The organism is Bradyrhizobium sp. USDA 4541 (genome assembly GCF_024171085.1).
GTDB classification, from domain to species: Bacteria; Pseudomonadota; Alphaproteobacteria; order Rhizobiales; family Xanthobacteraceae; genus Bradyrhizobium; species Bradyrhizobium australafricanum.
This window is the reverse complement of record NZ_JALJZF010000001.1, coordinates 7,220,626-7,245,687: the sequence shown is the minus strand read 5'-3', so window position 1 is coordinate 7,245,687 and position 25,062 is coordinate 7,220,626. Positions and strand designations below refer to the sequence as shown.

The 25,062-nt window shown below is 62.0% G+C and carries 10 protein-coding genes; 9 read left to right on the top strand and 1 reads right to left on the bottom strand.

The genetic code is table 11. The annotated features are described in order from the left end of the window. Window positions 1–100: 100 nt before the first annotated feature. Window positions 101–637 (bottom strand): NYN domain-containing protein, encoded by a 537-nt coding sequence (locus J2R80_RS35075; RefSeq protein ID WP_038377452.1) that lies wholly within the window; start codon window positions 635–637, stop codon window positions 101–103. Window positions 638–762: 125 nt separating this feature from the next. On the opposite strand from J2R80_RS35075, the gene J2R80_RS35070 reads away from it, so the two are divergent. The 9 genes from J2R80_RS35070 (at window position 763) to J2R80_RS35030 (ending at window position 24,976) form a co-directional block, all read left to right on the top strand. Continuing rightward, complete coding sequence (locus J2R80_RS35070) at window positions 763–978, top strand: hypothetical protein (RefSeq protein ID WP_168859128.1); 216 nt, start codon at window positions 763–765, stop codon at window positions 976–978. A gap of 406 nt (window positions 979–1,384) precedes the next feature. After that, window positions 1,385–2,020, top strand: coding sequence for a hypothetical protein (locus J2R80_RS35065; RefSeq protein WP_253640196.1), 636 nt, complete (start codon window positions 1,385–1,387; stop codon window positions 2,018–2,020). Between the two features lie 1,586 nt (window positions 2,021–3,606). Then, window positions 3,607–6,393: a DUF11 domain-containing protein gene (locus J2R80_RS35060; protein WP_253640195.1), complete on the top strand. Its 2,787-nt coding sequence runs from the start codon at window positions 3,607–3,609 to the stop codon at window positions 6,391–6,393. A gap of 956 nt (window positions 6,394–7,349) precedes the next feature. Next, on the top strand, window positions 7,350–18,455 hold the full coding sequence (locus tag J2R80_RS35055; RefSeq protein ID WP_253640194.1) for a VCBS domain-containing protein: 11,106 nt from the start codon (window positions 7,350–7,352) through the stop codon (window positions 18,453–18,455). 220 nt (window positions 18,456–18,675) lie between these two features. Continuing rightward, window positions 18,676–20,382: a type I secretion system permease/ATPase gene (locus tag J2R80_RS35050; protein ID WP_375162669.1), complete on the top strand. Its 1,707-nt coding sequence runs from the start codon at window positions 18,676–18,678 to the stop codon at window positions 20,380–20,382. An 8-nt stretch (window positions 20,383–20,390) separates the two neighbouring features. Further along, on the top strand, window positions 20,391–21,761 hold the full coding sequence (locus J2R80_RS35045) for an HlyD family type I secretion periplasmic adaptor subunit (protein ID WP_229162499.1): 1,371 nt from the start codon (window positions 20,391–20,393) through the stop codon (window positions 21,759–21,761). A gap of 757 nt (window positions 21,762–22,518) precedes the next feature. Next, window positions 22,519–22,920 carry a transposase gene (locus J2R80_RS35040; RefSeq protein WP_139486052.1) on the top strand — a complete coding sequence of 134 codons (402 nt, stop codon included), beginning with the start codon at window positions 22,519–22,521 and terminating at the stop codon, window positions 22,918–22,920. After that, window positions 22,917–23,264 carry an IS66 family insertion sequence element accessory protein TnpB gene (tnpB, locus tag J2R80_RS35035; RefSeq protein ID WP_092084175.1) on the top strand — a complete coding sequence of 116 codons (348 nt, stop codon included), beginning with the start codon at window positions 22,917–22,919 and terminating at the stop codon, window positions 23,262–23,264. The genes J2R80_RS35040 and tnpB overlap by 4 nt, the downstream gene beginning before the upstream one ends. 47 nt (window positions 23,265–23,311) lie before the next feature. Beyond that, window positions 23,312–24,976, top strand: a complete 1,665-nt coding sequence (locus J2R80_RS35030; RefSeq protein WP_253637928.1) for an IS66 family transposase — start codon at window positions 23,312–23,314, stop codon at window positions 24,974–24,976. The last annotated feature ends 86 nt before the right edge of the window (window positions 24,977–25,062 follow it).

Below are 25,062 nucleotides of genomic sequence, written 5' to 3'. Positions count from 1 at the left end.
GTTTGGAGGATAGTGATGTCAGCGCCCGACTCGCGCAACTCGGTGATTTACGGACAAGCAGAGCTGCTTTGCTTCCTCGCCGGAAGAGGCGCCCGCGATTTCACTCGGGCGCGATCGGGTGCGCTGGACGTTCGATCGATGCCCTGAGGCTTTCGAGTTCGAGGAAGACGTCAGCTTGCCTGCGAAGCTCATCGGCGATCATGGGAGGCTTGGTTCGGATGCTGGAAACGACCGTCACGCGGACGCCAGCCCGCCTGACGGCTTCGACGACGGCGCGCAGATCACCGTCGCCAGAGAACAGGTACGCGTGGTCGATGCGGTGCGCGATTTCCAATGCGTCGACCGCGAGCTCGATGCCGATGCTGCGCTTCATTCGCCGCCGCCCTTCGCCGTCATCGTGCGTTTTGGCTAACTTTCTCCTGACCGCATATCCGTTGTAATCGAGCCAATCCACCAGCGGCCGAAGGCTGCTGAACTCGTCGTCGTCTCTCACGACCGTGTAGAAGTAGGCGCGGACGATCTGTCCATGCTTGCCGAACTCCGAGAGCAGTCGCCGGAAGTCGATTTCGAAGCCGAGGTTCTTGACAGTGGTGTGGAGGTTCGCACCATCAATGAAAAGTGCAATGCGATCGGCCATCTCAAATCCCCATGACGCCCGGATCAGTGCTGTACGCTTCGGTTCTGAAAATTCCTCGAGCGCATCGTGGGTGAGCGCCAAAACTGAAATGACTGATCCTAGAGCAAGGACTCGCCCTGGAAAAAGTGAAAATTTTCGCCAACCCGGATGCCATACGAATCGTGCGCCTGTTGATAACAGAACGATCGAAAGTGCGCGGCTGGCCGGCCACGCAAACAACACGGTCGTCGTTGAACAAGGAGGCGGCCGTTTGCGCCGGCGCAGAAAAGCTGGCTGCGATGGCGATTCGGTGGCATCGGCGGTCCGAGCGCCTGCGCGCAGCGTCGATCCTCATCTCCTAGTATCTAAATAAATGGCATCGGACGAAAGCCGCCGTAGACGCCAACAATGGTGCAGCGCGGCGCGCCGTCACAAGGCGACAGTTGCGTCACCGATAAAACTACATCTAAAATCAATCTGGTGTAGCGGCATCATTTCGTGCCGGCGGAATATTTCGAGATACCACTTTTTTGCAGATGCAGATTTTGGTCGATACCAATTTCGTCAGAGGAAGACCGCCTTGCGTCCCCACATTACGCAGATGGTCTATTCTAGCGGGCGGGTGTGGATGCGCGGCGGCGTGTCTGTCGCGCCGCCTCAACCAATCTCTCGCACGCATCGCTAACGAACCGTCGCGACCGACCCATTGCTCGATGTGATGTTCGGATCAGCAGGAGGCAGGGTGGGGAGCTCGCGATGGGGCTTGCTGTGATCGATATCGCAGTCGGGCGCCCGATCGAGGCGGGCGCCAGGGAGTATTGGCCAAGGCGCGCGAGATGCCTGGTCGCTCTGTCGTTCTGTATCCTGTTGTCCTGTTGCGGGGCCGCTAGACAGGCCATCGAGAAGGAGGCGGTACGGGCACCGGACCCAACAATGGAGACGCCAACAGCGGCCACAGAGCCGACACCAGCGGCGACAACGACACCGACGCCGGAGGCGACAGGGACGCCGGCACCGGCGGCGGAACCGGTCAACCTGAACGGCGCACTCGCGGAATGCCGCCGCGCGTTTCCGGATCAGATCGCGCAGGCGGTCGCGAGAGCGTCGTGTGTGATCAAGGCGACCGAGCTCGTCCGACCGCTATTGCCGTTTCCCGATCTGCTCGATCGGGAGAATGTCCTGCGCAAAGCGCTGGCCGAGCAGGTTCAAGCAAGAACAATGTCCCTGCTCGAGCGCAACATCCAGATCCAGAAGCTGCATTCGCAGCTCCTCGAAGAGGAGCGCAGTAGGCTATCAGCCGCGACAGCGGACGGGAGCAAGCCGCAGCTCGCCGTCACGCAGTGGCGGCAATCCAATGGTGAGAGTTGCGGCCGGCTCGGCGGGGACTCTGGGGCGTGTTATTGAGTGAAGGCCGTATGTCCGCCTCTTCCGGTAGATGGCTCGCCCTACACTGCGCGTCCGAGGGGCACTTGGGCGGCCCGAGCCGATCCTCATCACAGGAGGACGAGCCGTGGCAGATTGTTGGGAAGCTTTGTCGGAATCTACGTTACGAAGCTTGGAAATGCTATTGCGATCGCTGAAACAGGCCGGGAACGAGAGGTTCGTTTTTCCAAGAGGTCGATGTGTTGGCGACGGGCATGTATGTGCCGAATCGTTGAACGAATCGCCAGCCTGTTTGTAGGTGCATTTCTGTTATGAGACCGGTCCGGTTGGTTACGGCTTTCTCGCGAGATCCTGTCGCTCGGCCATGAACGCGCGACCCTGGGTGCGCCATCGCTGATCCCAGGGAGGGCGAGCTGGTGAAGGTCAACCGCTGAGGCGCGCCATCAACTCGATGATGTACGCCCCCAGAACGTCGTCTGGCGGATCGAGAGCGAGCTTAGCGCAGCTCTGGCCGTCACCTGGGCGCAAACCAAGTGCTCGGCAACGCAAAGGCGCGCCTCTGTCTTATGTCGCTGGCAAATGGAAGAGCCAGCGCAGGATCTGGCCTGGCGCGCAGTAGTCGACCAGTGGGGCGTCATCTCGTAGATTCGCGATCAGACCTAATTAGCGTACAGCGTACCTCTGCGTCGGCATGCTCGGCGCCCTGGGTTTTTCTCGGCACAGCCTGCGGATTTGCATCGCGTGCCGGGCTCCCAAGAGGACACCTTCATATTCGTCCCATGATCCAAGGCTCGTCCCAAGCGATCAGCACTGCAATGGTCAATGCGGCGATGACATAGAGGAGGAATTCGGTTCTCGTGACGTTGAACATCATTTGAGTCCTCGTTCGCCTCTGTTTGTGTCTGCTCAGGTGGCATGCGTGGTTCTTAAATTCCATGGGCGTATCCTGAGCACCCCTAGCCGAAATGATTAATTCTGGAGCTAAGGACTCGGCAGGGAAGAAGCGGAAGTTCTTGCGATCGCGGGTTGCGTGCGAATCGTGCGCTTGCTGATAAGGCAGCGGTCGCGGGCCGGCTTGCAAGCGGACATGCCATTATTTCGCTATTCTGCGCGTTCGTGCCGCGGAAGGTCTGCCAGGCGCTCCCGCGATCAGGGAATTTGGGAGCCATTCTCGAGAGGAGCTGCGATACCTGCTCTTTCGGCGCAGAAGCTTGGTCTGCGCGGAGAGGTCCACAATTACCTGCATCGTTGGCCGGAGAGCTTGCGCCCGAAGCGAACGCCGAGCACGGTTCGACCGGATTTGAACTTCAATGGTCATCCAGCAGCAATCATTTGCATTTTTGAGGTCGGCGCGCTGACGAAAGCTTGGGAAAAGCGGAGATCGGATGCGCGGGGGAGATCGATCTCTTCCCGGATAGGTTGATATTGCGTTAATTTGAAAAAGCGGATTACATGCCGGTTTGAATTTGTGCGTCCCCGCAGCGCGTTAGCGGTGCGGTTTTTTTGCTGCGTGCGCTTAGCAACCGCGTGCAATGCGCGGTCAGGTGATCCGGATACAGCGCCGGATCATTGCCGCGAATGCTCATATTTTAGGGGGTTAATGCTTCATGGCTACCATCGACGTTACAGCTCAGAGCTCAACAGCCACCACCGATACCGGAGCAGTTTTCACGAACGTAACGTCGGTTGCTTCGACCGGCACAGGCGTATTCGACAGCTTTCTGGTTATCCAGAACAACGGCACCGAGCAGGGCTACAATACGGATGGCTCGCCTCTGCCGCTTGACGACAAACAAGCATCGCATACCAACGCAATCCTGCTTTCGTCGATTCCGGTGGTCACCGGAGATGGTCAGAACGGCACCGTTGCAGGAACTCAGTACCTCGAGTTCAGACTCGACATCAATCAAAACGGGTCGGCCAACCAACCCCAATTGATCTCGTTGGATCAATTGAAGATCTATCAGGAAAGCAGCGGTAATCTCCTGACCGACTTCGCCGGCGAAACGCCGAAATTCGACCTTGGCGACAATACGGTTTTGCTTAACGCGCAGTGGGATGCGGGCAGCGGCAAGGGTGATTATGTGATCCTTGTCCCACTTTCCAATTTCGATACGTCCGGAGCCGACCCTTACGTTTATCTCTATTCGCAGTTTGGCGCTGTTGGCGGCGACTATGCTGCAAATAGCGGTTTCGAAGAATGGGGTGTCATCGGAAGTGGAGGGAGCGGGCTTGGCGCGCTGAGCGTCGCCAAACAGGTTCACGATATCGATGGCAATACTCAAAATTTGGTGGTCGACCATGCCGGCCAGCAGATTGATTACACCATCGAGGTTGGGAATACCGGAACGGGCGTTCTTACCCTGACGTCAGTTACCGACCAAATCGAAAGCTTAGGCGCCACGGCTGCTGTTGCCGTGACAACGACTTTTAATAATGCGACGTACAATCTGGGTGATACGAACCATAATAACCTGCTCGATCCCGGCGAACACTGGCAGTACACAGCTTCGTACACCGTTCAGCAGGCTGATATAGACCATGATGGCTACGGCACCGGCGCAGGTGGCGCGCCAGGTGATGGCTTCATCGACAATCTGGCTACAGCATCAGCAACGGGTGTTCCCGATGCTACAGATACAGCGTCTATCGCAATCGACTACAAGCCGTCGATGTCGGTCGATAAGACGGTGGTTTCCGTCGACGACGTCAACGGCGACGGGCTGACCGACGCGGGCGACATCATTCACTACAACATCCATGTCGCGAACACGGGTAATGTGACGCTGACCGGCGTGACAGTGACCGACCCGCTGACGGGCGATCCGGCGGGCGGTTTGTCGACGCTTAACGTCGGGAGCAGCGAGGATCTGGTGGCGACCTACACGCTGACGCAGGCCGACATCGACAACCACGGCTCGAACCTGGTTGATCTCATCCAGGACGACAAGATCACCAATACGGCGACCGCGGACAGCGACCAGACCTCCCCGGTCAGCGACTCGGTTGATCAGCCGATCGACTACAAGCCGTCGATGTCGATCGTGAAGACAGTGGTGTCGGTAGATGACGTCAATGGTGACGGGCTGACCGACGCGGGCGACATCATTCACTACAATATCCATGTCGCGAACACGGGTGACGTGACGTTGACCGGCGTGACGGTGACCGACCCGCTGACGGGCGATCCGACGGGTGGCCTATCGACCCTGGCTGTTGGGAGCAGCGAGGATCTGGCGGCGACCTACACGCTGACGCAGGCCGACATCGACAATCACGGCTCGAACCTGGTTGATCTCACCCAGGACGACAAGATCACCAATACGGCGACCGCGGATAGCGACCAGACCACCCCGGTCAGCGACTCGGTGGATCAACCGATCGACTACAAGCCGTCGGTCGATCTGACCAAGACGGTCCTTTCCGTCACGGGAGGGCATGCTGATCATGTTGGCGATGTCATCACCTATCAGATCACCGTGGAGAACACCGGCGACGTGACGCTAACCGGGGTCAAAGTAACGGATGCGCTGGAAGGCTATTCCCTTGCCACGTTGGACAATTCGACCGTGACCGGAGACAACGGAAACCACGTCCTCGATGTGGGTGAAACCTGGACCTACACAACGACCCACACATTGACCCAAGCGGACTTGGACAACAACTGGCTCAATGGTGGCGATGGCGTATTCGATAATACCGCCACGGTCACTGACAATCAAAACGTAACGGACTACGACACGGCTCACGTCCTACTGGGACCGGGCGTGCGGACGCCCGGCTTCTGGGCACAAAAGACCTGGCAAACATTCTGGGACGGTAACGCAAATAATCAACCTAAGCAGGCCGGAACAGATGGCTTTGCGAGCGGCGAAATCAGCTATGCCGTAGATTCAAATCACGACACACATGTTACCTCTGCTGACAAAGCGGGTCTCTTGATCGGTGATTACAATCTCAACGGAGTCCAGGACATCGGCGAAAACGTGCTGTTCATCTCGACGGCCGATGCACTTACGCTGCTGAATGCGTCCGACAAGCAGGTCCAGGATGGCCGCTATATGTTGGGCAGGGACGTCGTAGCCACTTGGCTCAATTATCTTGAAGGTAATGCAATCGGAAATGGTTCGGCCGGCACTGCAAGGCACGACATTGATGATGCAATCAAGTGGCTCGAATACACGCAAGCCAAACCGGGTGCCATCGAAAACAGTGCGGATTTCCATACCTTGTCGGTGGCGGACGACCTTACGTCGAGCTCGGCCGTCAAGACGTCATCTGCGATATGGAGCGGCCCGGTGGTAAATGTGCCGCTGCTCGGTCAAGCCATCGATCTCTCGGCAAGCCATCTCCACACCGATCTAGATCACTACAACAACTTAGGCTTCGTCTGACCGCACGACAGAGGAGGGGCTCGGACGAGAGTATTTTCGTTCGGGATCCTCTGCTTGCCCACGGGATACCGGCATTGCCGTCAGCCGTACTCATGAGACGCCCGGTGACCCGGTCAATCGCGCAGCAGGATCTGAGGGACAACGGCGCGCGCTCGTCCTTTCGCTCTGTATCGTGCTGGCCTGTTGCAGGGTCGCTCGCCAAGCCATCGAGCAGTCGCATCGTGATGCGATACGCACTGTGCTGCCCCTGGATGCGAGTTTCAGCCCGTAAATCCACGGAGCATTTCATGTGGGCACGAGGGAACTCCATGGCGATACGACATTAATAGTTAAAACTGAGCGTCTCGCGCGGCTCTAGACGGCTGCGCAAATTTGCGCCAAATTGCATCCAATTTGGTTAAGAGATTTTTGCCGTGCAGTTTTGCGGACGACACGGCGAAGCGTCTCGAACAATATTGAAGACAAAAAGAATTGCGAGCGTGCGGAGCAGGGCCGCGCGCGAAACGGGCAGGGTAATGGCGGTCGGATTCTTTTCACGGTAGGCGTCTAATGGCACGGGCGGCCTTTTGGCCGCGCGCCCCACGAATATTGCTGATGGGCATCGTGCGCGTGTTGTTGTGAATTGATTTTCGGGTGCGATCACGCCTGCTCTGCGTTAGCAGAGTTCAAGGAGTGTGTATTGAGTCGCGTCAATTTCATCCCGAAGGCCCAGCCACTGATCAACTGGTCCGAAGTTGAATCGCGCCTCCAAGGAATTTCAAAGTCTGCTTCTTCATCGTCAGCCGATCTTTCGATCGAGCCTGCGCTCACCCCGGCTAGTGATCGGCCGGCTCTAATTGCTATCGCTCTATCAAGACATCATTCCAGGTATCGAGCCAGCTAGTCACGCATCCGTTTGATCAAATAGCAGAAGCTGTAACGCGAATTGTACGAAAAGAATTATTGGAGCATCTCTAATGGCAAGCGCCAGCGGCGACACCACCATTATCATGACGGGAACCACTAACGACAATCTGGTCGGAGGTTCTGGCAACGACACGCTGTATGGAGGTGCAGGCAGCGATCGTCTCAACGGTGGTTCTGGAGACGACACCCTTAACGGCGGCAGCGGCTTTGATACCGTGTTGGGCGGATCAGGATCCGATACCCTGATCTATAAGGCCTATGAAAATCAGTACATCCTGGGATCGACCGGCTTCACCGCCACCAACCAGCAAATCAGCGGCGGGGCTATTTATTCAGGAACCGATCAGACGAGTCTCGGCATTGTTGGCGCGTCTACGGTCGTCTCAGGTACAACATTCCAGGGCTACGACTCCTACGACGGCGGAAATGGTGCTGTGCAGCTCGGCAAGGCGGGCGCGACGCCGGATGTCGATACGCTCCAGATCTGGCTGAGCGCCGCGCAGTTAGCCGATGCAGATATTCGGGCCGAGATTTCGTATTATAAGAACGTCTGGGTTCCTGCGCACATCAGTGCTCAAACCGGACAGGCCGACGGTACCATCTATACCTTCAAAACTCTCAATTTGCAGGTTTCTGCGATCGAGAAAGTTGAAGTACGTGATGCCTCGGGCAATCTTACTATCGCAGCCACTGCCGATACAGCATCGGCGACAGAAGCGGGCGGTATTAATAACGGCACTGCTGGCGTCAATCCGACCGGCAACGTCCTAACGAACGATTTCGATTTCAGTGCAGCTTCCAAGACGGTTGCGGGCGTTGCGGCGGGAACCACCAGCGCCTCGTTGAGTTCTGGCGCCGGGACCGATGTGGTCGGTGCGCACGGCACCCTGCATCTCAATACCGACGGCTCCTATACCTACACCGTGAACAACGGCCAGGGCGCGGTCGAGGCGCTGCGCACGTTCAGTGACACGCTGACGGATACGTTCTCCTATACGGTGAAGGATAGCGCAGGGGCGACGGCCACCACGACGCTGACGGTAACGATCCACGGCAGCAACGACAACGCGACCATCACGGCCTCGGCCGCCGAGGACACCTCGGTGACCGAAGCAGGTGGCGTGGCCAACGCCACCACCAATGATCCGAGCGCCTCGGGTCAGCTCACCGTGCATGACGTCGACAGCGGCGAAGACCATTTCGCCACCCCGACCGCGGCCTCGCTGGTCGGCACCTACGGCAATTTCACCTTCGACCCGGCCACCGGGGCCTGGACCTACACGCTCGACCAGAGCAAGGCCGACCACCTGACCGACGGCCAGCACGTCACCGACACGCTGACCGTGGCCTCGTTCGACGGCACCGCCTCGCAGCCGATCGTCGTCAACATCACCGGCTCCAACGACTTCGCCAGCATCACGGCCTCGGCCGCCGAGGACACCTCGGTGACCGAAGCAGGTGGCGTGGCCAACGCCACCACCAATGATCCGAGCGCCTCGGGTCAGCTCACCGTGCATGACGTCGACAGCGGCGAAGACCATTTCGCCACCCCGACCGCGGCCTCGCTGGTCGGCACCTACGGCAATTTCACCTTCGACCCGGCCACCGGGGCCTGGACCTACACGCTCGACCAGAGCAAGGCCGACCACCTGACCGACGGCCAGCACGTCACCGACACGCTGACCGTGGCCTCGTTCGACGGCACCGCCTCGCAGCCGATCGTCGTCAACATCACCGGCTCCAACGACTTCGCCAGCATCACGGCCTCGGCCGCCGAGGACACCTCGGTGACCGAAGCAGGTGGCGTGGCCAACGCCACCACCAATGATCCGAGCGCCTCGGGTCAGCTCACCGTGCATGACGTCGACAGCGGCGAAGACCATTTCGCCACCCCGACCGCGGCCTCGCTGGTCGGCACCTACGGCAATTTCACCTTCGACCCGGCCACCGGGGCCTGGACCTACACGCTCGACCAGAGCAAGGCCGACCACCTGACCGACGGCCAGCACGTCACCGACACGCTGACCGTGGCCTCGTTCGACGGCACCGCCTCGCAGCCGATCGTCGTCAACATCACCGGCTCCAACGACTTCGCCAGCATCACGGCCTCGGCCGCCGAGGACACCTCGGTGACCGAAGCAGGTGGCGTGGCCAACGCCACCACCAATGATCCGAGCGCCTCGGGTCAGCTCACCGTGCATGACGTCGACAGCGGCGAAGACCATTTCGCCACCCCGACCGCGGCCTCGCTGGTCGGCACCTACGGCAATTTCACCTTCGACCCGGCCACCGGGGCCTGGACCTACACGCTCGACCAGAGCAAGGCCGACCACCTGACCGACGGCCAGCACGTCACCGACACGCTGACCGTGGCCTCGTTCGACGGCACCGCCTCGCAGCCGATCGTCGTCAACATCACCGGCTCCAACGACTTCGCCAGCATCACGGCCTCGGCCGCCGAGGACACCTCGGTGACCGAAGCAGGTGGCGTGGCCAACGCCACCACCAATGATCCGAGCGCCTCGGGTCAGCTCACCGTGCATGACGTCGACAGCGGCGAAGACCATTTCGCCACCCCGACCGCGGCCTCGCTGGTCGGCACCTACGGCAATTTCACCTTCGACCCGGCCACCGGGGCCTGGACCTACACGCTCGACCAGAGCAAGGCCGACCACCTGACCGACGGCCAGCACGTCACCGACACGCTGACCGTGGCCTCGTTCGACGGCACCGCCTCGCAGCCGATCGTCGTCAACATCACCGGCTCCAACGACTTCGCCAGCATCACGGCCTCGGCCGCCGAGGACACCTCGGTGACCGAAGCAGGTGGCGTGGCCAACGCCACCACCAATGATCCGAGCGCCTCGGGTCAGCTCACCGTGCATGACGTCGACAGCGGCGAAGACCATTTCGCCACCCCGACCGCGGCCTCGCTGGTCGGCACCTACGGCAATTTCACCTTCGACCCGGCCACCGGGGCCTGGACCTACACGCTCGACCAGAGCAAGGCCGACCACCTGACCGACGGCCAGCACGTCACCGACACGCTGACCGTGGCCTCGTTCGACGGCACCGCCTCGCAGCCGATCGTCGTCAACATCACCGGCTCCAACGACTTCGCCAGCATCACGGCCTCGGCCGCCGAGGACACCTCGGTGACCGAAGCAGGTGGCGTGGCCAACGCCACCACCAATGATCCGAGCGCCTCGGGTCAGCTCACCGTGCATGACGTCGACAGCGGCGAAGACCATTTCGCCACCCCGACCGCGGCCTCGCTGGTCGGCACCTACGGCAATTTCACCTTCGACCCGGCCACCGGGGCCTGGACCTACACGCTCGACCAGAGCAAGGCCGACCACCTGACCGACGGCCAGCACGTCACCGACACGCTGACCGTGGCCTCGTTCGACGGCACCGCCTCGCAGCCGATCGTCGTCAACATCACCGGCTCCAACGACTTCGCCAGCATCACGGCCTCGGCCGCCGAGGACACCTCGGTGACCGAAGCAGGTGGCGTGGCCAACGCCACCACCAATGATCCGAGCGCCTCGGGTCAGCTCACCGTGCATGACGTCGACAGCGGCGAAGACCATTTCGCCACCCCGACCGCGGCCTCGCTGGTCGGCACCTACGGCAATTTCACCTTCGACCCGGCCACCGGGGCCTGGACCTACACGCTCGACCAGAGCAAGGCCGACCACCTGACCGACGGCCAGCACGTCACCGACACGCTGACCGTGGCCTCGTTCGACGGCACCGCCTCGCAGCCGATCGTCGTCAACATCACCGGCTCCAACGACTTCGCCAGCATCACGGCCTCGGCCGCCGAGGACACCTCGGTGACCGAAGCAGGTGGCGTGGCCAACGCCACCACCAATGATCCGAGCGCCTCGGGTCAGCTCACCGTGCATGACGTCGACAGCGGCGAAGACCATTTCGCCACCCCGACCGCGGCCTCGCTGGTCGGCACCTACGGCAATTTCACCTTCGACCCGGCCACCGGGGCCTGGACCTACACGCTCGACCAGAGCAAGGCCGACCACCTGACCGACGGCCAGCACGTCACCGACACGCTGACCGTGGCCTCGTTCGACGGCACCGCCTCGCAGCCGATCGTCGTCAACATCACCGGCTCCAACGACTTCGCCAGCATCACGGCCTCGGCCGCCGAGGACACCTCGGTGACCGAAGCAGGTGGCGTGGCCAACGCCACCACCAATGATCCGAGCGCCTCGGGTCAGCTCACCGTGCATGACGTCGACAGCGGCGAAGACCATTTCGCCACCCCGACCGCGGCCTCGCTGGTCGGCACCTACGGCAATTTCACCTTCGACCCGGCCACCGGGGCCTGGACCTACACGCTCGACCAGAGCAAGGCCGACCACCTGACCGACGGCCAGCACGTCACCGACACGCTGACCGTGGCCTCGTTCGACGGCACCGCCTCGCAGCCGATCGTCGTCAACATCACCGGCTCCAACGACTTCGCCAGCATCACGGCCTCGGCCGCCGAGGACACCTCGGTGACCGAAGCAGGTGGCGTGGCCAACGCCACCACCAATGATCCGAGCGCCTCGGGTCAGCTCACCGTGCATGACGTCGACAGCGGCGAAGACCATTTCGCCACCCCGACCGCGGCCTCGCTGGTCGGCACCTACGGCAATTTCACCTTCGACCCGGCCACCGGGGCCTGGACCTACACGCTCGACCAGAGCAAGGCCGACCACCTGACCGACGGCCAGCACGTCACCGACACGCTGACCGTGGCCTCGTTCGACGGCACCGCCTCGCAGCCGATCGTCGTCAACATCACCGGCTCCAACGACTTCGCCAGCATCACGGCCTCGGCCGCCGAGGACACCTCGGTGACCGAAGCAGGTGGCGTGGCCAACGCCACCACCAATGATCCGAGCGCCTCGGGTCAGCTCACCGTGCATGACGTCGACAGCGGCGAAGACCATTTCGCCACCCCGACCGCGGCCTCGCTGGTCGGCACCTACGGCAATTTCACCTTCGACCCGGCCACCGGGGCCTGGACCTACACGCTCGACCAGAGCAAGGCCGACCACCTGACCGACGGCCAGCACGTCACCGACACGCTGACCGTGGCCTCGTTCGACGGCACCGCCTCGCAGCCGATCGTCGTCAACATCACCGGCTCCAACGACTTCGCCAGCATCACGGCCTCGGCCGCCGAGGACACCTCGGTGACCGAAGCAGGTGGCGTGGCCAACGCCACCACCAATGATCCGAGCGCCTCGGGTCAGCTCACCGTGCATGACGTCGACAGCGGCGAAGACCATTTCGCCACCCCGACCGCGGCCTCGCTGGTCGGCACCTACGGCAATTTCACCTTCGACCCGGCCACCGGGGCCTGGACCTACACGCTCGACCAGAGCAAGGCCGACCACCTGACCGACGGCCAGCACGTCACCGACACGCTGACCGTGGCCTCGTTCGACGGCACCGCCTCGCAGCCGATCGTCGTCAACATCACCGGCTCCAACGACTTCGCCAGCATCACGGCCTCGGCCGCCGAGGACACCTCGGTGACCGAAGCAGGTGGCGTGGCCAACGCCACCACCAATGATCCGAGCGCCTCGGGTCAGCTCACCGTGCATGACGTCGACAGCGGCGAAGACCATTTCGCCACCCCGACCGCGGCCTCGCTGGTCGGCACCTACGGCAATTTCACCTTCGACCCGGCCACCGGGGCCTGGACCTACACGCTCGACCAGAGCAAGGCCGACCACCTGACCGACGGCCAGCACGTCACCGACACGCTGACCGTGGCCTCGTTCGACGGCACCGCCTCGCAGCCGATCGTCGTCAACATCACCGGCTCCAACGACTTCGCCAGCATCACGGCCTCGGCCGCCGAGGACACCTCGGTGACCGAAGCAGGTGGCGTGGCCAACGCCACCACCAATGATCCGAGCGCCTCGGGTCAGCTCACCGTGCATGACGTCGACAGCGGCGAAGACCATTTCGCCACCCCGACCGCGGCCTCGCTGGTCGGCACCTACGGCAATTTCACCTTCGACCCGGCCACCGGGGCCTGGACCTACACGCTCGACCAGAGCAAGGCCGACCACCTGACCGACGGCCAGCACGTCACCGACACGCTGACCGTGGCCTCGTTCGACGGCACCGCCTCGCAGCCGATCGTCGTCAACATCACCGGCTCCAACGACTTCGCCAGCATCACGGCCTCGGCCGCCGAGGACACCTCGGTGACCGAAGCAGGTGGCGTGGCCAACGCCACCACCAATGATCCGAGCGCCTCGGGTCAGCTCACCGTGCATGACGTCGACAGCGGCGAAGACCATTTCGCCACCCCGACCGCGGCCTCGCTGGTCGGCACCTACGGCAATTTCACCTTCGACCCGGCCACCGGGGCCTGGACCTACACGCTCGACCAGAGCAAGGCCGACCACCTGACCGACGGCCAGCACGTCACCGACACGCTGACCGTGGCCTCGTTCGACGGCACCGCCTCGCAGCCGATCGTCGTCAACATCACCGGCTCCAACGACTTCGCCAGCATCACGGCCTCGGCCGCCGAGGACACCTCGGTGACCGAAGCAGGTGGCGTGGCCAACGCCACCACCAATGATCCGAGCGCCTCGGGTCAGCTCACCGTGCATGACGTCGACAGCGGCGAAGACCATTTCGCCACCCCGACCGCGGCCTCGCTGGTCGGCACCTACGGCAATTTCACCTTCGACCCGGCCACCGGGGCCTGGACCTACACGCTCGACCAGAGCAAGGCCGACCACCTGACCGACGGCCAGCACGTCACCGACACGCTGACCGTGGCCTCGTTCGACGGCACCGCCTCGCAGCCGATCGTCGTCAACATCACCGGCTCCAACGACTTCGCCAGCATCACGGCCTCGGCCGCCGAGGACACCTCGGTGACCGAAGCAGGTGGCGTGGCCAACGCCACCACCAATGATCCGAGCGCCTCGGGTCAGCTCACCGTGCATGACGTCGACAGCGGCGAAGACCATTTCGCCACCCCGACCGCGGCCTCGCTGGTCGGCACCTACGGCAATTTCACCTTCGACCCGGCCACCGGGGCCTGGACCTACACGCTCGACCAGAGCAAGGCCGACCACCTGACCGACGGCCAGCACGTCACCGACACGCTGACCGTGGCCTCGTTCGACGGCACCGCCTCGCAGCCGATCGTCGTCAACATCACCGGCTCCAACGACTTCGCCAGCATCACGGCCTCGGCCGCCGAGGACACCTCGGTGACCGAAGCAGGTGGCGTGGCCAACGCCACCACCAATGATCCGAGCGCCTCGGGTCAGCTCACCGTGCATGACGTCGACAGCGGCGAAGACCATTTCGCCACCCCGACCGCGGCCTCGCTGGTCGGCACCTACGGCAATTTCACCTTCGACCCGGCCACCGGGGCCTGGACCTACACGCTCGACCAGAGCAAGGCCGACCACCTGACCGACGGCCAGCACGTCACCGACACGCTGACCGTGGCCTCGTTCGACGGCACCGCCTCGCAGCCGATCGTCGTCAACATCACCGGCTCCAACGACTTCGCCAGCATCACGGCCTCGGCCGCCGAGGACACCTCGGTGACCGAAGCAGGTGGCGTGGCCAACGCCACCACCAATGATCCGAGCGCCTCGGGTCAGCTCACCGTGCATGACGTCGACAGCGGCGAAGACCATTTCGCCACCCCGACCGCGGCCTCGCTGGTCGGCACCTACGGCAATTTCACCTTCGACCCGGCCACCGGGGCCTGGACCTACACGCTCGACCAGAGCAAGGCCGACCACCTGACCGACGGCCAGCACGTCACCGACACGCTGACCGTGGCCTCGTTCGACGGCACCGCCTCGCAGCCGATCGTCGTCAACATCACCGGCTCCAACGACTTCGCCAGCATCACGGCCTCGGCCGCCGAGGACACCTCGGTGACCGAAGCAGGTGGCGTGGCCAACGCCACCACCAATGATCCGAGCGCCTCGGGTCAGCTCACCGTGCATGACGTCGACAGCGGCGAAGACCATTTCGCCACCCCGACCGCGGCCTCGCTGGTCGGCACCTACGGCAATTTCACCTTCGACCCGGCCACCGGGGCCTGGACCTACACGCTCGACCAGAGCAAGGCCGACCACCTGACCGACGGCCAGCACGTCACCGACACGCTGACCGTGGCCTCGTTCGACGGCACCGCCTCGCAGCCGATCGTCGTCAACATCACCGGCTCCAACGACTTCGCCAGCATCACGGCCTCGGCCGCCGAGGACACCTCGGTGACCGAAGCAGGTGGCGTGGCCAACGCCACCACCAATGATCCGAGCGCCTCGGGTCAGCTCACCGTGCATGACGTCGACAGCGGCGAAGACCATTTCGCCACCCCGACCGCGGCCTCGCTGGTCGGCACCTACGGCAATTTCACCTTCGACCCGGCCACCGGGGCCTGGACCTACACGCTCGACCAGAGCAAGGCCGACCACCTGACCGACGGCCAGCACGTCACCGACACGCTGACCGTGGCCTCGTTCGACGGCACCGCCTCGCAGCCGATCGTCGTCAACATCACCGGCTCCAACGACTTCGCCAGCATCACCGGGACGGCGACGGGCTCGGTGACGGAGGATGGCACCTTGACGGCGGGTAACACGCTGACCGTCAATGATGTGGACAGCGGCGAGAACCATTTCCAGACGCCAGGCTCGCTCGCCGGGACCTACGGCACCTTTACGTTCAATGCGACGAGCGGGGTGTGGGGCTACACGCTGGCCAATAACCAGGCCAATGTTCAGGCGCTGGCAGGCGGCACCCAGGTGCATGACACGCTGACCGTGAAGTCGGTCGACGGCACCGCCACGCAGACCATCAATGTCACTATCACCGGCACCAACGATGCGCCGGTGGTCACGGCTGGAAACACCTTGAGCTTTACGGCGGGTAGCGCGGCAGCGGCGATCTCCCCTGCTGCAACAGTGACAGATATCGATTCGGTTGATTTCAACGGGGGGCACTTGACGGTTGCGCTCACGGCTAATGGCGCTGCAACTGACCAACTCACCATTCAAAACCAGGGAACGGGGGCCGGTCAGATAGGCTTGGCAGGCAACAACGTTACCTACGGCGGAGTTGTGATCGGCACTTTTAGCGGCGGCAACAACGGCACGAATTTGAGTGTCACTTTCACCAGCGCCGCCGCGACGCCCGCTGCGGTGCAAGCCCTTCTCGACCATATACTTTATGCGACCACATCGAGCGTCGCCGCTACAAAAACGGTGACTTACACCGTGGTAGACGGAGATGGCGTCGTGAACGGTGGCGCAGACACAGGAACGGCAACTGCAACGATCAACGTGACCGCCGCAGATACGACTCCGCCCAGCGTGTCTATTAGCCACCAACTGTCATCGAGCCATCAGCAATCGACCTTCACAGTACATGCCACGGACGCCAGCGGTATTAGCAGTGTTAAGCTTTTTGATAGCGTGAATGGCGGTCCACCGACCTTAATCTACACTTTTACGGCCGCGGAACTGCAGGCAGCAACGAACGGGAACTATGTTCACACGTTCACAGATGGCACTGCCCCTTTTGGAACCATCAACAACGACATCCATCAAATCAGCGCTCAGGTGATCGACAACTCAAGCAATTCGGCCACAGCCGTCGATCCGGTGACGTTCAATACCAACGGGGGGAACCAAAGTAATACAAAGTTTTCGGCGCCAGCCGGCATTTCCGGAGAGCCTATGAACTTGGGGTTGACAGACCCGACCGGACACTACGGAGAGGTTACTTTAACGGTTGCCGGAGCTCCGGCAGATTGGGTTCTGAACGGCGCAACACATAATGCGGACGGCTCGTGGACCATAGCAACGAACGATGTCGGCTCTCTAACCATTACCACGCCGAGCACTTACGCCGGCGCGCTCGCGCTTAACGTCACCGAAACTTGGACCAATCCTGACGGTAGCATCGAGAGCGCGACCGTGGTCGACAATGTCGAGGCCTACGCCAAGGGCACGCCGATCTTCGCGTGGTCGGGAGACGACAATCTGACTGGAGCTTCTGGCCGCGATACGTTTGTGTTTTCGCAGCCGATTGGCAACGACGTGGTGCACAGTTTCGAGGTGTCGTCTGACGTCATCGACCTTATCAGCTACGGCTGGCAGAGCTTTGCGGACGTTCAGGCACACACCGCTGATGACGCGAGTGGGAATGCTGTGATCACGCTGGCCGATGGTCAGACAATCACCCTGGACGGCGTCCATGCGGCGGACCTGACCGCGTCAAACTTTGAGTTCGACGTGACACCTACAGTCGAAAATCCCGGCCAGATGACAATCGGCGACGGCGCGATGCTGCCGCTGTCGGGTGTCATCCACAACACCGGCGAGATCGACCTGCAGGCCTCCGGCGACGACACGCTGCTGCAGCTAATCCAGACCGGGGTCACACTCAACGGCGGTGGCCACGTGGTCCTGTCCGACGATGACCACAACATCATCGCCGGCACGGCCTCGAACGTCTCGCTCGACAACGTTGACAACGTGATCTCCGGCGCCGGCCAGATCGGGCAGGGTGACCTGACGCTCAGCAACGAGGGTACTATCGACGCCAGCGGTACCCATGCTCTGGTGATCGACACCGGCGCCAACGTGATCATCAACGCCGGTACGCTGGAGGCGACCGGCACGGGTGGGCTCGTGCTCGAGAGTGCGGTGGCCAACAGCGGCCTGATCTGGGCCAATGGCGGCACGGTCACGGCAGAGGGCGTGGTTACCGGCAGCGGCAACGCCTTGATCAGCGGAACCGGCACCATTGAGTTCGGCGCAGCCTCGGCGGCAGGCGTCACTTTTGACACAACCGCTGCCGGCCACCTGATCCTGGATGATGCCTTCCACTTCTCCGGTACGGTGAGCGGCCTGGATGGCAACGACGACATCGACATCAGGGGCATCAGCTTCGGCGCTGGCACCACGTTGAGCTTCACGGAGAACCTGGCGGGGACCGGCGGCACTCTGACGGTGTCGGATGGCGCTCACACGGCGAACATCGTCCTGCTCGGGCAATACGATCCGAACGGGTTTGCCGAGAAGGCCGACACAGCGAACGGTACGGTGATCACCTATGATCCGCACCACATCGCTTGAGGGGCGTGAGCATCTACCATGGAATAGAACCGCGCGGGGAGAAGGAGAACCCCGTATGTTTACCCTCCTGCCTGTTTTGCGCCGGCGGCGGCTATCAACGCGGCCGTCGGCCATGCTAAATGGGGGGATTGGATGATTGATTTTTGAATCTTTCGACTGCTGCCCAGGGGCGGCCAGCGATCATGTTTAGAGGGTGGCTCCGGCCAATTTCCGCGTGAGTATCTCCCGTAAAAAAGCGGATGAATTCCGGCAGTCGCTGCAAGCCTGCCAGAGCTATTTTGTCACTGCGGCCATATTCAGCCTTGCCATTAACCTGCTCTACCTAGCGGGCCCGCTGTACATGCTGCAGGTCTATGACCGCGTGATCTCCAGCGCCAGCGAGATCACGCTGCTGATGCTGACTCTCGCGCTGTTGCTGGCGTTCATGGCGCTCGCGGGCCTTGACGCGGTGCGCGCACGCGTGCTGACACGCACCAGCATTCGCCTCGATCGCAAGATCGCGCCGCGGGTGATGACCGCCATCATCGACCATTCGGCAAAAATCGGCGGCGCGCGCAGCCAGCTCTTGCGTGATTTTGATACGTTCCGCCAGTTCATCACCGGGTCCGGAATTCACGCAATCTTCGATCTGCCGTGGTCGCCGATCTACATCGCGGTGATCTTTTGCCTGCACCCGTTCCTGGGCGAATTTGCGCTGGGATCTTCTATCATTCTGGTGTTGATGGCCTTTCTCAATGAATGGATCGTCAAGCCTCCGCTCTCCGAATCCGGCGAGGCGGCGAACCGAAATTACGGTTTCACCGAAATGAGCCTGCGCAACACCGAAGTGGTGCGCGCCATGGGGATGACCGGTGGCCTCCTGAAGCGCTGGAGCCGCGACCGCGACCGCATGCTCGAGCGCCAGGTCGCCGCAAGCGATCGCGCGGCGACCATGCAGAGCATGATCCGTTTCCTGCGGCTTTCGATGCAATCCCTGATCCTCGGTCTTGGTGCCTATCTGGTGATCGAGCGCATGACCACCGCCGGTGCCATGTTCGCCGCCAGCATCCTGCTTGGCCGCGCGTTGCAGCCGATCGAACAGATCGTTGGATCATGGCGCAGTCTCGTCTCGGCCCGCGGCGCGTTCCTGCGGGTGCGCGAGCTGTTGGCAGCCAACCCGCCGCGTGAAACAGGACTGACGCTGCCGCGGCCCGAAGGCCGTCTTTCCGTCGAAGCGCTGTCCTTTGCTGCGCCTGGAACGTCGAAGCCCATTCTGCGCGGGGTCACCTTCCAGATCGAACCGGGTGAAGTCCTGGGAATCATTGGCCCCTCTGGCGCCGGCAAATCCACGCTCGCGCGTCATATTGTCGGCGTTCAGGCGCCATCCGCAGGGGCCGTTCGCCTCGACGGGTCTGACGTTTCGAGCTGGATCAGGTCGTCGCTCGGCGAGCATCTTGGCTATCTACCGCAGGATATCGAGCTGTTTGCCGATACGGTGGCAGCCAATATTTGCAGGTTCAAGGACGGTGACGACAAGGACATCATTCTGGCGGCGCGAATGGCCGACGTGCACGAGATGATCCTGCGGCTCGTCGATGGCTACGATACCCAGGTCGGGGAGGGCGGCGCGATCCTGTCCGGAGGCTACCGCCAGCGCATCGGCCTCGCACGCGCGGTCTACGGCAATCCGAGCCTGGTCGTGCTCGATGAGCCGAGCTCGAACCTTGATGCCGAGGGCGATGCGGCGCTCGCCGACTGCATCACGCAGCTGAAGAAGCGCGGGACCACGGTGGTGATCATTTCGCATAGGCCGGCCACGATCGGCGTGGTCGACAAGATATTGGTGTTGCGCGAAGGCGTGGCCGAGATGTTCGGACCGCGGAGCGAAATCCTGGCGCGCCTCACGCGGCCTGTGCCGGTTCCTGCAGTTCGGGGAGCGACCGGTTAGGAGAAATCATGACATTGCTTGATGTCACAGATCTGTCGATGCGTCCCGCCGCTGCCCCACGCGGAACAAAACGCGCCAACAAAGATGGATCGCCAAACGACTCCATTCGCAAGGTTGCAATAGCGGGGTGGCTGATCATCGCGGTCTTTTTCGGCGGGATCGGTACCTGGGCCGTGACTGCGCCGCTCAACGGTGCGGTGGTCGCCAACGCGGTCGTGAAGATCGACGGCAACCGCAAGAGCCTCCAGCACCTCGACGGCGGCATCGTCAAGGAATTGCACGTCAGGGAGGGCGACAGGGTCCTCGCAGGCGATCTGCTGATCGTTCTCGACGAGACCCAGGCTCGCGCGGAATTCGAGGTGCTGACTCAGCAATATGCCGTGCTTCGTGCAACGGAAGTCCGGCTTCTGACCGAACTCGACCACGGATCCGCGCTGGTCATGCCGCCGGATCTGAAGGCACGCTCTGACGATCCCTATTTCAAAAGCGTCTGGAATGGGCAGCTCAGTCAGTTTGACAGCCGCCGGGCGTCGCTCGAAGGACAAAGAAGCGTCGTCCGTGAGAAAATCAACCAGCTGGGGTCCCAGATCGTTGGCTCGGAAGCGCAGGTGAAATCGTTCACCAACCAGATCGACTCAGTACGCAAGGAAGCCAAAGACATCGCCCCGCTCGTCGAACGCGGGTTGATCGCCCGTCCCCGCATCCTGCAGCTGGAGCGGACGGCGTACGGTCTCGAAGGCCAGATCGCCGATGCAAACGCCAACATCGCCAAGGCCCGCCAGGCGATCGCCGAGCAGGAGCAGCAGATCGCCCAGTTCGACAACGATCGGATGACCGACGTCACGAAGGATTTGCGCGATACGCAAGCCAAGCTCCTGGAGGTCATCCCGAAGGCGACGAACGCCAAAGCCGTGCTCGGCCGGATGGAAATTCGTGCTCCCTATACCGGACGCGTGGTTGGGCTGAGCGTGTTTTCGGTGGGAGGCGTGATCCAGCGCGGCGATAAAATCCTGGACATCGTGCCCGACGAGGATTCGCTCACAATCGAGGCGCAGGTGGCGGTCGAGGATATCAGCGACGTGCATCCGAACACGCGCGCGGAAGTTCACCTAACCGCCTACAAGCAGCGGATCGTCCCGATCATTCATGGCGACGTCATTCAGGTCTCGGCGGACCGCTTGACTGATCCCAAGACCAACAATCCCTATTACACGGCCTTCGTTCGGATCGATCAGGACGAGCTGGCGACCATGCCCAACATTCGCCTTTATCCGGGAATGCCGGCAACGGTGATGATCCCGACGATTCAACGAACCGCATTTGACTACATCGTGGGGCCGCTCGTGATGTCGTTCAATCATGCGTTCCGGCAGAAGTGAGCCTTGGACGCATCCCTCGAAGATTTAGTTAACTGGCGCCGACATAATTGTTTTGAAATTGCTGTGGCGCCCGTGCCACCAACGGTGCCCTGCATAGGTCTATGTTGCTCCCCGCAACAGGGCGCTCTCATGTACGATGTATACTTGAGTGGGAAGAACGATCTGCTGGTTATCCGACGCGGACTTCCCATTCCTTCGAACCTTGGCGGAAATTGGCGCAAAAGGAAGCGCACCGTGCGATCGGTGAGCGAAAAAATCCGCGAGGACGTCGAAAAGCGTGGCTATCACTGGCGCAAGCTGGCCAGCCAGATTCGGTGTGACAGGTAACTGAAGCGCGGGTTCTGCTTACGCCTTCGGCCCATCCCTGGTTAATGCTGCTCTACCTCGGAACGCGAACCATCGATTGCCATAACGGCCTACGAGACCGAACGCGGCGGAGAGCGCTCGGTCCGTTTCGCCACGCAACCAAAAAGCGGGAGAGCAATGTCCGGCGAGCTCGCCCTTAGCTGGCATACAGGTCGTGCCCGTCGCGCTTTTTCCCGGAACTTAGACCCACCCCGCGCTCGCTTAAGGCTCTGGTTACCGTTTTCGGCCAGCATTCACTATTGTAGCTAGGTCGCGAGCAGCGACAGCAAAGTTTCGACACAACTGAAACTCTGACAGCCAGGTTGTACGCATCCGACGGGGGCCGTCTTGCGTGATGGGTGGCAATTCGCGAAGCGTGTGGCCTTAAGTCTAGCTTTAAGGTCATCAGGCGATGCGGGTCGAGGTTTTGGGCGGGTTGGAGCGGCGGCGGCGCTGGTCGCAGGACGACAAGGCACGGATTGTCGAGGAGACATTGGCACCGGGCGCGAAGGTGACTGAGGTTGCGCGTCGCAATGGAGTAGCGGCCAGCCTGGTGTTTACCTGGCGTCGACAAGCACGGACATCGGAACAAGTTGTGCCATCTTTTACGCCGGTGCAGATCGCCGCCGTAGCGGCCTCGGCTGAGGAAGCTCCGAAGCTTTTGCCTACGGTTGATGGCCGAGTTCGCTCCGTGACAGCCGCGCGTACTGGATTGATAGAGATCGATCTCGGCAACCGACGGTGCATCCGGGTGGATGCGCACGTCGATCCGGAGGCGTTAGCGCGGGTCCTCGATGTGCTTGGACGCCGATGATTGCGATACCGGGGAATGTGCGAGTGTGGCTCGCGACAGGCTACACGGATATGCGCAGAGGCTTTCCGTCGCTGGCACTCCAAGTGCAGGAGGTGCTGCACAAAGACCCGCTCAGCGGTCATCTGTTCGTCTTCCGCGGTCGCCGCAGCGATCTTGTGAAGGCGATCTGGCACGATGGCCAGGGAGCCTGCTTGTTCACAAAAAGACTCGAGAGAGGAAAGTTCATCTGGCCATCGGTTACCGGAGAATCGGTAACGATCTCGCCGGCGCAGTTGAGCTATCTGCTGTCTGGAATCGATTGGCGTAACCCTCAAGAAACCCATCGGCCGACGCGGGTCGGATAGCCGCTTTTACGGTTTGAATCTGCTGCTTGATCTGATTCAATGGCTTCATGATATCGAAGCCGGACGATCTTCCATCGGACCTCGTCAGTGCCCTGGCGGCGCTGCAGGCCGAGCGTGAGGCACGGCTGCGAGCTGAGGCGGTGGCTGCCAATTGGCAGGCGCAAGCCGCGAATGCGCAGGCGCAACTGTCGGATACCGAGGCGCTGATCGCGCATCTCGAGTTGCGCATCGAGAAGCTGAAACGCGAACTGTACGGGCAACGCTCCGAACGCACGGCACGGCTGCTCGAGCAGTTGGAGCTAGAGCTGGAAGAGCTCGTCACCACAGCGAGCGAGGATGAGCTTGCCGCGCAGGCCGCAGCGGCGAAGACGCAGAACGTCCGCCCCTTCATGCGCAAGCGGCCGGTGCGCAAGCCGTGGCCGGACGACATCGAACGCGAGCGCGTCGTCATTGAGGCTCCAACGACCTGCGCCTGCTGTGGTGGATCGCGGTTGGCGAAGATCGGTGAGGATGTGACCGGGACGCTGGAGGAGATCCCGCGGCGCTTCAAGCTGATCGAGACGGTACGGGAGAAATTTACCTGCCGCGATTGCGAGAAGATCAGCCAGCCGCCGGCGCCGTTCCATGCCACGCCGCGTGGCTTCATCGGCCCACAATTGCTGGCGACGATGCTGTTCGACAAGTTCGGCATGCACATCCCGCTCAACCGCCAGAGTGCGCGCTTCAAGGCCGAGGGGATCGACCTGCCGTTGTCGACGCTGGCGGACCAGGTCGGCCACGGGACCTTCGCCGTCATGCCGCTCTTCCACTTGATCGAACGCCATGTGCTCGCGGCCGAGCGTCTTCATGGCGATGACACCACCATCCGTATCCTGGCGAAGGGCAAGTGCACGACCGGGCGGATCTGGACTTATGTGCGGGATGACCGGCCCTTCGCCGGGCCTGCGCCGCCGGCGGCGGTCTATTACGCCTCGAGCGATCGACGAGGCGAGCATCCCCAGAAGCATCTGGCGGCCTTCGCCGGTATCCTGCAAGCCGATTGCTACAACGGCTTCGAGCCGCTGTTCGACCCGCAGAAGAAGGCGCTGCCGATTACGCCGGCGTTTTGCTTTGCCCATGCGCGGCGGGGCTTCTTCGAGCTGGCTGACATCGAGAAAAATGCTCGGGAAGGCAAGAAGGGCAAGCCGGTCTCTCCGATCGCGCTGGAGGCGGTCAAGCGCCTCGATGCGTTGTTCGAGATCGAGCGCGCCATCAACGGCCGTGGCGCCGACGAGCGGCGCGCCGTGCGCCAGGAAAACAGCAAGCCGCTTCTCGAGGACATGCACGCTTGGCTGCTGCGTGAGCGCGAAACCCTCTCGCGCTCCTCCGAGGTCCTGAAGCCGATCAACTACATGCTCAGGCGCTGGGACGACTTCGCCCGCTTCCTCGACGATGGCAGGATCTGCTTGACCAACAATTGTGCCGAGCGCGCATTGAGAGGCATCGCATTGGGAAGGCGCAACTGGACCTTCGCCGGCAGCCAGCGTGGCGCCGACCGCGCCGCCATCATGCTGACGATGATCACGACCTGTCACCTCAACGACGTCGATCCCAAGGCCTGGCTTGCCGACGTCCTCGCCCGTATCGCCGATCTTCCCGCTTCGCGTCTGCACGAACTGCTGCCCTGGGAATGGAAACTCCTGCGCCAAGCCGCCGGTCAGCAGGCCGCCTGACCTTCACGCAACGCCATCATAGAGCCCGCCGCGCCCGCGCGCATGCGTCAATCAGGCGGTCTTCGTCGTATGCGTAGTATCCCTCC

Coding starts and splice junctions, on each gene's coding strand:
- J2R80_RS35045 (WP_229162499.1), top strand. CDS start 20,391: ATGACATTGCTTGATGTCACAGATCTGTCGATGCGTCCCGCCGCTGCC.
- tnpB (WP_092084175.1), top strand. CDS start 22,917: ATGATTGCGATACCGGGGAATGTGCGAGTGTGGCTCGCGACAGGCTAC.
- J2R80_RS35030 (WP_253637928.1), top strand. CDS start 23,312: ATGATATCGAAGCCGGACGATCTTCCATCGGACCTCGTCAGTGCCCTG.
- J2R80_RS35055 (WP_253640194.1), top strand. CDS start 7,350: ATGGCAAGCGCCAGCGGCGACACCACCATTATCATGACGGGAACCACT.
- J2R80_RS35075 (WP_038377452.1), bottom strand. CDS start 637: ATGGCCGATCGCATTGCACTTTTCATTGATGGTGCGAACCTCCACACC.
- J2R80_RS35060 (WP_253640195.1), top strand. CDS start 3,607: ATGGCTACCATCGACGTTACAGCTCAGAGCTCAACAGCCACCACCGAT.
- J2R80_RS35040 (WP_139486052.1), top strand. CDS start 22,519: ATGCGGGTCGAGGTTTTGGGCGGGTTGGAGCGGCGGCGGCGCTGGTCG.